Source organism: Flavobacterium sp. UBA4854 (assembly GCF_002399805.1).
Taxonomy (GTDB): domain Bacteria; phylum Bacteroidota; class Bacteroidia; order Flavobacteriales; family Flavobacteriaceae; genus Flavobacterium; species Flavobacterium ginsengisoli.
This window is the reverse complement of sequence record NZ_DHEI01000149.1, coordinates 23089-33448: the sequence shown is the minus strand read 5'-3', so window position 1 is coordinate 33448 and position 10360 is coordinate 23089. Positions and strand designations below refer to the sequence as shown.

Annotated in this window: 8 protein-coding genes and 1 pseudogene; all 9 read right to left on the bottom strand. The window is 35.2% G+C overall.

All coding sequences use genetic code 11. The features are described from left to right. Nucleotides 1–212: asparaginase domain-containing protein (locus B3J44_RS21685; protein ID WP_349678312.1), on the bottom strand; the 212-nt coding region annotated here is incomplete at its 3' end. Between the two features lie 24 nt (nt 213–236). Continuing rightward, nucleotides 237–1886, bottom strand: a complete 1650-nt coding sequence (aspD, locus tag B3J44_RS21680) for an aspartate 4-decarboxylase (RefSeq protein ID WP_198856509.1) — start codon at nt 1884–1886, stop codon at nt 237–239. 39 nt (nt 1887–1925) lie between these two features. Further along, nucleotides 1926–3620, bottom strand: a complete 1695-nt coding sequence (gene aspT, locus B3J44_RS21675; RefSeq protein ID WP_286971370.1) for an aspartate-alanine antiporter — start codon at nt 3618–3620, stop codon at nt 1926–1928. Nucleotides 3621–3679: 59 nt separating this feature from the next. Continuing rightward, the gene (locus tag B3J44_RS21670; protein ID WP_286971369.1) at nt 3680–4843 is read right to left on the bottom strand and encodes an ABC transporter permease; all 1164 of its coding nucleotides are present in this window, start codon (nt 4841–4843) and stop codon (nt 3680–3682) included. Next, a complete protein-coding gene (locus B3J44_RS21665; protein WP_349678311.1) occupies nt 4812–5939 on the bottom strand; it encodes an ABC transporter permease in 1128 nt (375 codons plus the stop codon). Before B3J44_RS21665 ends, B3J44_RS21670 begins: the two co-directional genes overlap by 32 nt. A 56-nt stretch (nt 5940–5995) precedes the next feature. After that, nucleotides 5996–6985, bottom strand: a complete 990-nt coding sequence (locus B3J44_RS21660) for an HlyD family secretion protein (RefSeq protein ID WP_286971368.1) — start codon at nt 6983–6985, stop codon at nt 5996–5998. Further along, nucleotides 6986–8443 carry a TolC family protein gene (locus B3J44_RS21655; RefSeq protein WP_286971367.1) on the bottom strand — a complete coding sequence of 486 codons (1458 nt, stop codon included), beginning with the start codon at nt 8441–8443 and terminating at the stop codon, nt 6986–6988. It lies immediately after the preceding gene. 435 nt (nt 8444–8878) lie between these two features. Then, nucleotides 8879–10066, bottom strand: a complete 1188-nt coding sequence (locus B3J44_RS21650) for an MFS transporter (RefSeq protein ID WP_286971366.1) — start codon at nt 10064–10066, stop codon at nt 8879–8881. A gap of 45 nt (nt 10067–10111) precedes the next feature. Further along, nucleotides 10112–10360: pseudogene (locus B3J44_RS21645) on the bottom strand (DUF763 domain-containing protein); the annotation flags it as partial.

Below are 10360 nucleotides of genomic sequence, written 5' to 3'. Positions count from 1 at the left end.
CCTGTGATATCGGCAATTTTTTCTATACCCGGAACAGCACCAATCAGATCCTTAATAGGGAGTTCTCCCGCTTTATATGCAGAACGATCTGCCGATGCTCCTTTTCCAGCGATTGTTCCTCCTGTCGCCAAAACTTTAATTCGTGGCAATTTTTGCGCATAAACACCTGTAAATAATAAAACTGATAGAAGTAACGTAAGTAATGTTTTCATAATTAAGTAGTTTTTCAATTAGATTTATTGTTTTTTTGAATTTTCCCAACTAGTCACATATTCCATTATGACTTTGCGAACATTTTTCCCTAGTATTAAATAGCTATCTGTGGGAAGATTGGCCAATGATACTCTTATGCTCCACTCCGGACCAGCAAAACCGCCTCCGTTTAAGAGTACTATTGCTGTTTTTTCAGCCAAACGGAACAAAACATCTACAGGCTCAAAATTTTTCTTCATCCAATCGGCAAACTCATTTCCGTAAAAATGTTCTGCGGCTACCATAATATCAATTTCAGAATAATATCCAGCTCTCATCGGATCTTCTATAATTGGAACTTCTAATCCCTCCCATAAAAGTTTTAAACGTTTTTGGATAATAGACTGCGTCAAAGTTTTGTAAACATCTTGAGTATCCAACAGACAAAAAGCGGAGAAAAGCATCATTTGAAATTGCTGCGGAAGTGACAAACCTGCTGTGTGGTTTAAAGCTACTTGTCGGCTATCGGCTACAAGCCTGTCAATAAACTTAATTTTTTCTGGTTCTAAAGTTAAAGTAGCATAACGATCATGAAGCTCTTTTTTACGATCATCGCTAAGAGCAGCAATTTTTTTATCAAAAATGTTATTTTCATGAATTGCAATAGTTCCCAATCTCCATCCTGTACATCCGAAGTATTTAGAAAAAGAATAAACATTGATCGTATTCTCAGGAATAACAGACATCAGAGACCTAAAATTATTGATAAACGTTCCGTAGACATCATCTGTAATAATCATTAATTCCGGATTGTGGTTTTTAACAATATCAGCGATATAATTAAGCGTTTTTGTACTCATTGCAGATGACGGAGGATTGCTAGGATTAACCACAAATGCCACTTTAATCTCCGGATCTTTCAATTTGTCTAACTCAGAGTCTGGGTATTGCCAAGTATGAAAACCGTTTTCACCCACACCACTTGCCTGCACATGCACGACATCAAAATTGTAACGCTCTAATTCGGGAATTTCTATATAAGGTGTAAATGTTGGAGTTAACAATGCTATTTTATCTCCTCGCTGTGTAAGGTAGTTTTGCATGAAAGAATCAAAAATATAGCACATTGCTGCTGTACCCCCTTCTACTGCGAAAATATCGAATTTCCCGATATTGCTGCCAATACCGCACATTTCTTGTATTAAATAATCGTGCACTATTATTTCAATGTGGCTTAACATACGATCTGGAACAGGATAATTAAAACCAATTACGGCTTCAATCCATTCTCTAATCCAAGCATCGGCATCAAAATCATGATTATCAACGCCATAATGATACGTTTTTTCTAGAAGTGATGCTCCTGGCGAATCTTTATGATTACTTAAAAATTCTTCAAAGCGTTTTGCTACTCCTGTTTTATTCTGTACAATTCCAGCCAAAATACCTTGTTCCTCCATAACGTTTCGACATTCGCCAAGTGCAAATTGTCCAAACAAAAAGAAAGCTTCTCTTGGAACAGTTGCAATCCAATTCGGATTTCCTCTTCCTGCATTAAGTGTTATCGCGGTCGATTTTAATGCACTTTCATCTGCCAAGCGAATAAGTTCATTTTTAATTTCAAAGGGGCTAAGAGTTTGGAGTGTTTTCTCTACTTCTCGTGATGTCTTAATTTTAGAAATATCAATTGCCATAATAAAAATTTTTAAAGATTTTTAGAACTAAACGATTTATCAACTCATCATTAGGATAACAACAACGCCCCAGATAATAAGCAAGGTATTTCCAACCGCATAAGTAACGGTATAACCTAAAGCAGGCGTTTTACTTTTAACAGCATCTTGCAGTGCTCCGAGAGCTGCGGTAGTGGTTCGCGCTCCTGCTGCACATCCTAATGTAATAACAGGATGAAATTTAAAAACATATCTACCTAACAAAAGGGCTAATATTAAAGGAAGTGTAGTGGCAGCGGCGCCAGCAATGAAAAGTCCCCATCCAGCTTCCTGAAATCCGACAATAAAACTTGGCCCTGCGGTAATACCTACTACGGCTATAAATATGTTTAAACCTACATTATTCATAACCCATAAAGCAGGTTCTGGAATACGTCCAAATGTTGGATGCTGTCCGCGAAGCCATCCAAAAATAAGTCCCGAAATTAAAGCACCTCCGCTTGTGCTTAAACTAATTGGAACACCACTGATTTTTAAAGTAAGTGCGCCAAACAAGCCTCCCAAGACAATTCCTAATCCAACAAATGCCATATCTGTTGCATTTGTTGCCCGATCTGCATAACCTATATGCGATGCTGCTCGATCAACATCTTTCTTAGTTCCAACAAGCTCAATTAGATCGCCTTTATTAAAAGTTGTGTTAGGTAGAACAGGCATATCAATTCCTGCTCTTTTTAAAGATCTTATGACAACACCATGTGCAATTTTACTGCCTCTTAACTCTCCAATAGTTTTGTTTAGAACCTCTTTTTTTACAATCATAACCGTTAAGACTTCTACAGGAAAATTAAGGAGTTCAACATCTAAAACTTCTTTTTCGTTTACAGCCACATAATTCATCATAAACTCTCTTCTGCCACCAAGTGCAATAACATCATTTTCTTCTACGATGGTATCTTTTTCGGCATCAAAAATGTCTTTTCCTTTACGAATTCTTTCTATAAACAAATGCCTCCCTTTGCTTTCCAATTCTGCTTCAATAGCTGCAACGGTTTTATTACATCCAAATGATTGTGCAGAGATCTGATAAGCATTGTAAATCACCCTATCATAAGCCGAAGCCATGCTAGGATCATCGCCAATGGAATCTCCTCCAAGTTGGATTTCGAGTTCTTTTGCTTTTTCGACTAGATTTCCGCCCAAAAGTTTGGGGCCAATAGAAGCCAGAATCCATGCAGATCCAGCCGTTCCAAAAATATAGGTTACGGCATATGCGACAGGAATTTTGTTAATTAAAGCTGCTTTTTCTGCTGCTGGAATATCTAGCTGATTGATTGTATCTGATGCCACACCAATTACAGCTGAAATAGTCTGAGAGCCTGCAAGCATACCCGCTGTGAGTCCCATATCGTATCCCATTATTTTACCTATAAAATAAGGGCAAACCAAACACAATACGCATACAATAGCGGCAAAGAACATCTGGGGTAAACCGTCTTTTTTTAAGCCTCCAAAAAATTGAGGTCCGACGCTGTAACCGACAGCAAATAAAAACATAAGAAAAAAAACAGATTTTACAGCCGGGGCAATAACAATGTCCAATTGTCCGACTAAAACTCCAACAAGCAAAACACTTGTTACGGTTCCTAAAGAGAAACTTCCGATTTTAAATTTACCAATGAAATATCCTAAAGATAATGTAAGAAAAACAGCTAATTCAGGATATTGTTTAAGTGTAGTTATTAACCAATCCATATAATTATTTTTACGTAATGTGAAGATAATCAAAAAATTAGCTCAAACTAAGAAAATTTTTACTTATTTAGATTAATTAACAATCGTTTAATTCTTACAAAACAAATAAAGCTGTAAAAAATCCATAAAAAGATTAAATGAAACAAAGCAGATGCGTTTTCCCATAATCCTGCTCCTGATTGTACCATCCTCGTATATATGGCTATAAAAGGAGTTGTGGGCAATAAATTGGCCAGCCATTGTAATAGTAAAGGAAGTGATTCGTGTGGCCAGCTGTATCCTGTAATTAAAAATATCGGGTAAGTTGAAAATGCCATCATTTGCAAACAAACTAATTGAGATTTGAACAATGAACCAATAAATTGTGCCATCGGAACTAATGTTGCGATAAATAAAACCAGTAAAATACCCAGCTCTAAACCATTTGCGCGTTGAGGCAAATCGAGTATTTTATAATTTACATTTAAAAAGAAAAATGCATAAGACGAAAACAACAGTAAATAGAACAAACCTTTTCCCCATATTCCGTTAGAAACACCTGCATTTATCCATTCGCGCAAGCGTAAATTTTGCCGTTCTCCAGCCACACTTTCAGACAAACCTATTAGCAGTGTCTGCTGTAAAATTAGAGCTAATAGTCCAGGCAGCAGAAACGCTCCATAGCTGGATCTTTCATTAAATAATGGACGATAATCTAAATTGACTGGCATTACATTATCCATCGCGGCGGCTGTGCTCATTCCTTCGCTTTTCTGAAAATATTGAAGTCTTACTCCTGCGCCTATTGTCAGACAGATTTGTTGCACACTCATTAGCAAATCACTTGAAGGCAAAAAACGTGAAGCATTTACTGCCAGAACTACGTTACTTTGTTTTAAACTTAATAAATTCGTTTCTGTTCCTTCAGGAATATAAAAATAGCCTTGACAATTGCCCTGATACATTTGCTCTTCGGCATCTTTTAAATTAGAAAAATGAATTAATTGCACTATCGGAGAGTTATCAATATTTTGCTGAAGCAATCGTGATAATCTAGAATGATCGTCGTCTACAACTCCAAGTTTTACTTCAAATTCTTCTTTATTAATATAGATACTGCCATAAAAAAAAGCATACAATAAAGGCGCAATAAGAAGCGTAAGAAGCAGACTATGATCTTTTCCTATTAATGAAACTTCTCTAAAAAAGAGACTAATCAATGAGTTTTGCTTCTTTTTTTTCATCGAAAACTAAATTAAATTGACGTCGAAACAATAAAATTGCTGTTGGAAACATTACGGCACAAAAAATTAGGAGTTTGATTAAATCTCCTTGGGCATATTTTAAAGGCAGATTCATATAATACAGTTTAAAAAATCCGTCTAAAAATGCGGTATATGGCATTATAAGCGCATAATATTGATCGTACCATGGCATTGCCCAACGCGGAAATGTAAAACCGCTGAATACAAAAGCTGGAGAAGTATAAAACAAAGCAACATCTCCAGACAGCATTACATCTTTGAATAATGCAGAGATAAACATTCCAATTCCTATACAAGCCAAAGACAGAAAAGTGTAAATAACAAAAAACTTTCCTGTCGCACTAGGAACTCCAATATCGAAATAAGGAAATACGACAAAAGCAATCAAAATAAAATTAATCCAGCTCACTACAAGATGAGCAATTGTCTTTCCTGCAATTACATTAATAACAGAGCCATTTGAACAATGATACAACTCCTCCATGGTTTCGGTTTTCCATTCATAATTTAATGCCAGCATACAGCTTATAATCAAAATCATCTGCATACTTACTGTAATTAATCCAGGGACCAAATACTCCTGATAATTATAAGTAGCATTATAAAGCTGATAAGCATTTAGTTTTATCGGATTAGCAAGTGCCATGGCTTGATCTGCTTTCATTCCTGTTTTTACAAGTTTTTGTAAAACTATTCCTGTACTACCTGTAATTATAACTTCTGCCACAGCTTTGTAAATCATTTTTGCAGGAACCAGAGAAGCGGCATTCGTATATAAAGTCACAGTGCTTGGATGCCTGCTATAAATATTTTTTTGAAGATTTGCTGGAAAATGAACAGCTCCTAAAATTTTGCCTTCGTTAATTAATCTTTTAACCTCTTCTTCACTATAAACACGACGCGTAATATTTAGAGATTCTTTTTGTTCTAATAAAAAAGTAAGTTGTCTACTTATGGCGCTTTGATCATCATCCCAAATGGCAAAAGCTAAGTGTTTGGCTTCTTGTTTTTGATATATAAAAGCATAAAATGTAAATAATATAGCTGGAACAACTAACATAACAAGGTAAAACACCTTCAAATTTAGAATGCGCTTCCATTCTCTAATCATTATATTTATTACGCTGTTCATCAAGGTAGAATTAGTGAAGCCGTCATACCTGAACGTAATCCTTTTATTTCCGCTAATTTTTCAGGTCTAAACTCAATTGTAAATGTTCTGAGTTCAAACTCGCCTTTATCTTTAGAAGGCACCCAATTGGCAAATTCTAATGTTGGAGCAATAGAACTAACTACGACATCAAAAACTTCAGGATCGCAACCAGGAACTTTTACAGAAGCTTTAGTCCCCACTTTAAGGAGATTTGCTTTGTCTTGCCTGATATTAAATTTTATTACCGTCGAATTTTTCTTTTCAATAGTCATCATAGGATAACCAATAGAAACAATTTCTCCCTGATGGGTAACCATACTTGAGATCACACCATCTGCCGGAGCCAACACTCTAGTATTATCGCCAAGCGCTTTTGTTAGTTCGTATGCCTCTTCGGCTTGTTTTACAATTGCATTTGCCGTTTTTAATAATTCTGGTCTTGCACCGTCTTTTAGCATTTTCAGGTTTAATTTTGCGGTTTCCATTTCTTTTTTGGACGCCTGAAATTTAAAATAAAAGACATCTTTTTCTTGACCCGATATTACATCAGCATTATACAAACGTTCCATTCGATCGTAAGTAGTGCTAAACAATTTGTATTGCTCCTCACTTATTTGATATAGCTTCGAAGTCGCTTCAATAAGTTCTGGTCTTGCACCTTGAGTAAGCAATTCCTGCTGTCCTTTTGCGGCATCAATTGCTGCCAATGCTTGTGCCTTTATCGCATTGATTTCGTTTGAACGAAGTATAGCAACCAATTGACCTGTGTGCACCGTATCACCTTGTTTTACCAATAAGGAATCGAGTCTCCCTGGAAACTCCGCTGCGACATCGACACTTGATGCATCGACCATTCCAATAAAGTTATTTTCTGAATCATTATTTCCTTTAAGAAAAAAGATCAATGCTATAACAACTACTAAAATCGGAATTAGCAGCGCCCAATAATTTTTAAAAATATCTTTCATCTATTTAATAAATTGAGTGATTCTTGTTGGTTCTCCTATACTATTTAAATATTCTGCAAGTGCCACATAATACCCAAAAACAGCCGTATAGTATACTTTTTCTATCTCTGTTTCAACTAGCAGAGCATCATTAACATCTTTTGGCGATGACATTTGATTGTTCATTCTCTGCGTTATCAAGCTACTTGTTGTACGGGCTTCTTTTCGCGCTGCTTCTAGTGCTTCAACATCTTTTTCGAGAGAATCCATTTTATTTTTTGCAGCTTTAGACTTTACCTGAAGCAGCAAACTCACATTTTCTTCTCCTAATCTAGCTTCGTCGATTAATTGCTTAGCAGCCTGTGTACGTTTGCTTGTCTGGGCATTAAATAAAGTCCATTGCAATTCTAAAGCAACAAACCAATCTGGAATGGCAACAGGAAGATCTTTTTGATAAAGGTTGAAATTTCCAACAGCAAAAACGTTTGGCAATGCTAGAGATTTACTTATTTTTTCAGCAGTTTCAGCATATGCTATTTTGCTTTCTGCCATTTGCTGAACTGGATTGGTAAGCCAAAAATCTTTCTTTGGTTCGCTTAAATTAATTCTATTGTAATTTAATGTATCCGAAATCGTCAAAACCTGATCTAGATCGGCTCCCATTAATTTGTTCAATTCAATTTGTGCATTTTTTTTATCATTCTCGATGGAGTTAAATTGACTTTTTGCTTGAATTAAAACTACATTCGTCCAATTTTTTTGATATGGAGGCAGAATTTCATTTTTTACAGACTCTTCGGCATAGGTTTTATTTTTATCTAAAGCCGTGATAATCATTTGCTGTTTCTGCATTAAAGAATTAAGATACAGTATTCTTAAATATTGAAGTGTTATTAAGAAAGTTACTTCTTTATCTACAGCTTCGACATTAAGTCCAGCCGAAGTAACGACAGACTGAGCAAGATCTACAGAAGAATTTAATTTATTTCCTAAATAAAGAGGTTGCCTCACTCCCACACCTGCCAAAAAATAAGACTGTTCGCTTAAAGACGGATTGTAATTGGGATAAATGCCTCCGATTATAGTTTTCGAAGTATTATAAATTCGATCCTGCGCGGCTTGCGATAAATTACCTCCTGTGATTTCATTATATATCTGATTGGCCGTATTGACACTCTGCTTTGATGACCCTTCTACAATTCCGTCTTTAACTGACTGCAGATTAATTGTTAAAGGACTGCTTAAATAAGTATAGCTGGATAAAAGATCTACTTTTGGAAAATAACTGTTCTTTTCAGCCTGAAGATTATATTCTACTGTTTTTAAGCCCGATTTGGCTTGCTTTAGCGAAATATTATTTTGTTTTGCAGCATTAAAACAATATTGAAGCGATGCTGTTTGGGCATTTACCTCCAAACTAATAAGAGCAACTGAAAAGAGAATTAAATAAAACTTGGCTTTTAAAAGTTGTATCTTCATAACATTGCTCTTAATTTAATTTTTAAATATTCATTTACATATATAACTAAACATTATTATTTTAAACTTGGAGTAACTGCATAAATCCACACTTTTAATCTGGGGAACTTAAAAGTATCACAGCTCTATTATTGAAGGAGTATTTATTTGCATTTGAAATTAAAAATATTCAAAAGTGCAATCTTTAAATTTAGTAATCAGCTCCCTTTCAACATTATAAAGTTAGCTTTTTTTTCTTAGGAAACCAGTTTATTTATAAAATGAAACAAAATATTATCTGAAAAACTTACACATAAATAAGCTATTTGTACTCATTTCTGATAAAAAGAATATTTATGAACTAATTTCTTTTTAAAGTTTGATATAATACATGAAAGCAAAAGCCTGCAAAAATTAATTCACAGGCTTCTCTTGCATTTCAACTTCTAGTATTATTTAAGCAAGATTTTTGCTTTTTCTTCTAGTAATCTTTGCCCAATACAAAAGATATACAATTCCTAAAACGAGAATCAGAATATCAAATTTCATAATCTGCGGAATACGCATAATTTGATCGCTGTAATAACTTCCGCCTAAAAGTGCTCCACAACCAATTCCAAGTTCCATCGAAATATACATTGTGGCAACCGCTTTTCCTCTATGATCGGGATTACTTAAATCGATAGTCCAAGCGCTGACTGCTGGAGACAAAATCCCTGTACCAATTCCGTAAATTGCTGCTCCAACCAATAGCATCTGAATATCTCTTCCTTCACTTATTACAAAAAGTGCAAAAGCCGTTATAATTAATCCTGCCAATATCACTTTTGGTCGCCCATGTCGGTCTGAAACTTTTCCTGCTCCAAAACGAACTAAAACTGAGGCCACCGTAAAAGCAGTAAAAAATATACCTTTATTGGTTGCTCCAACATGCTCGCTCCAATCTGGAATTAAAGTCAAAATAAGTCCAAATGCGGTGTATGAAAGAAAAGTAATAATTCCTGCAGGAAATACATTTTTGTCTACGATATCTTTTCGTCCAATAATAAACATAGATCGGTTCAGCTTTTCTTTTGTAGCAAGAGTTTCTTTCATATTCATTACGATAATAATAGAGAAAAAAGCCAAAAATGATGAGCAGTAAAACATGATATTAATTCCGTACAAATTCACAATCAAACTTCCTAATGCAGGTCCGAGCGCTCCACCAATACTAAAACATAATCCGTGCATTCCTAAAGCTTCGCCCCATCTATGTTGCGGAATAATATCTGCCACATAGGCTGATGTCGATGTAGGTTTAAATCCTGTTGAAAAACCATGAACCAAACGCAACAATAAAAATCCGGAAACAGAACTCAAAATCGGATAAAGAAATCCGCATACCACACAAACCGAAGATCCGATTGCCATAACAGGAACTCTTCCCCATTTATCGGTAAGTTTACCGCTAAAAGGACGCGAAATTGCAGCCGTTAAAGTAAATAAGGAAATAATAAGTCCTTTGTATTCTGCTCCTCCCAAACTGCTTAAGTAGTTTGGAAGCTCAGGAATCATCATATTAAAACTTGATGAAAATAATAAAGAACTCAAACAAAGTAAAATGAATTGTAGGGTGTAGATTGATTTTTCGTTTTGTGACATTATTTGTTTTTTGATAACTAAAGGCTGATAAGGAATATCTATTTTCTAGAATAATTCCAGCTGATTGTTTGGGTTTATAGGTTTCTTTTTTGGAGGTTTTGCATCTCCAAAAACGGTTTTTCCTCCATATTTATGCGATTCTTCTCGTTCTCTCTGAACAAGAGCATCAAAATTTGAATTTGGAGTAAAGCTTTCTTCTGCTTTCCGCGAAATTTCAGATAGTTTCTGAATAGCGCTTAATTTATCGCTATTGCCAATTTTGGCGCGATTAATAGCTCTTTGAAGCGTATCTAT